This is a genomic window from Streptomyces sp. NPDC059355 (assembly GCF_042752335.1).
GTDB lineage: Bacteria > Actinomycetota > Actinomycetes > Streptomycetales > Streptomycetaceae > Streptomyces.
Map to the genome: position 1 here is coordinate 1 of NZ_JBHYXN010000120.1, position 1217 is coordinate 1217.

Annotated in this window: 1 protein-coding gene; it reads left to right on the top strand. The window is 64.9% G+C overall.

Annotated features, from left to right (window positions below; translation table 11 throughout):
- Positions 1-357 precede the first annotated feature (357 nt).
- The gene (locus ACFXGI_RS38775; RefSeq protein WP_384717816.1) at positions 358-1125 is read left to right on the top strand and encodes a transposase; all 768 of its coding nucleotides are present in this window, start codon (positions 358-360) and stop codon (positions 1123-1125) included.
- Positions 1126-1217 lie beyond the last annotated feature (92 nt).

The window sequence follows — 1217 nt, forward strand, 5'->3', positions numbered from 1 at the left end:
ACGAAGGGCTGTGTCAATCTTTTTGGGCACGAGACCCATCCTCTCTGATGGCTCACAACGGAGCGGCAGAGAAGTCGGAACGGTTCAGTCTGACTTCACCTCGCAGCCATCCACATCTGGCCAGTGAGGTGATTCGAAGGAGACTGTCTGCGCCCTGCTGGGCCTGGCCCTTCGTATCTCGGTCAGCCTCGACGCCGTGAGAGACCTGCCACTACACCTCCACGCGAAGGGACGCACCACCCAGGCAGGCGTGAACGCCACTGATTTGGAAGCGTTTCTGGCTCGCAATCCGTTGCGCAGGGTTTCCTAGCTAAGGGTTGTCCAGTAGCTGCTGGTCACGGATTAGATGATCTTGGTGTGGCTGGTGTGATCACGGCGTCGGAGCCGTCCTGGATAGCCCCGTTCACCGGGCTGAGCCCGCGCTGTTTGGGGAAGCTTGTGACGGTTGTGCGGCGTGAAGGTGCGGGCGCGGTCCGCAAGGGCCGGCCGTGGAGCCTTCCGCTGGAGGACCGGGCACTGCCGGTCGCGGCCTACTGGCGCACGAACTTGACGATGCGCCGGCTGGCCCCTCTGTTCGGGGTGTCGAGGTCGGCGGCGGACCGCATCATCGACCACCTCGGGCCGATGCTCGCCCTGCAGCCCCGCAAGCGGTTCACCAAGGACACCGTGCTGATCGTGGACGGCACCCTGGTGCCCACCCGCGACCACGCCGTGGCAGAGCAGTCCAAGAACTACCGGTACTCCACCAGCCACCAGATCGTCATCGACGCCGACACCCGCCTGGTCGTCGTGGTCGGCCGGCCGCTCGCCGGGAACCGCAACGGCTGCAAGGCATGGGAGGAACCCGGCGCCGAAGCCGCCGTCGGCAGAACACTCACGATCGCCGACGGCGGCTACCCCGGCACAGGACTCGTCATGGCGCACCGCCGACGCAAGGGCGAAGAACTGGCCGACTGGAAGCAGGATCACAACAAGTCCCACAAGCAGGTCCGCGCCCGCGTCGAGCACGTCTTCGCCCGCATGAAGACCTGGAAGACCCTCCGCGACTGCCGCCTCAAAGGCGACGGAGTCCACCACGCCATGCTAGGCATCGCCCGCCTGCACAACCTCGCCCTCGCCGGATAGGCGAGCGGACCACGCCGCGACCGACCCTGCCCAACACGACTCAAAGATCATTTACGGGACAGCTCTTAGGATTTGCAGATCATTAACACGTC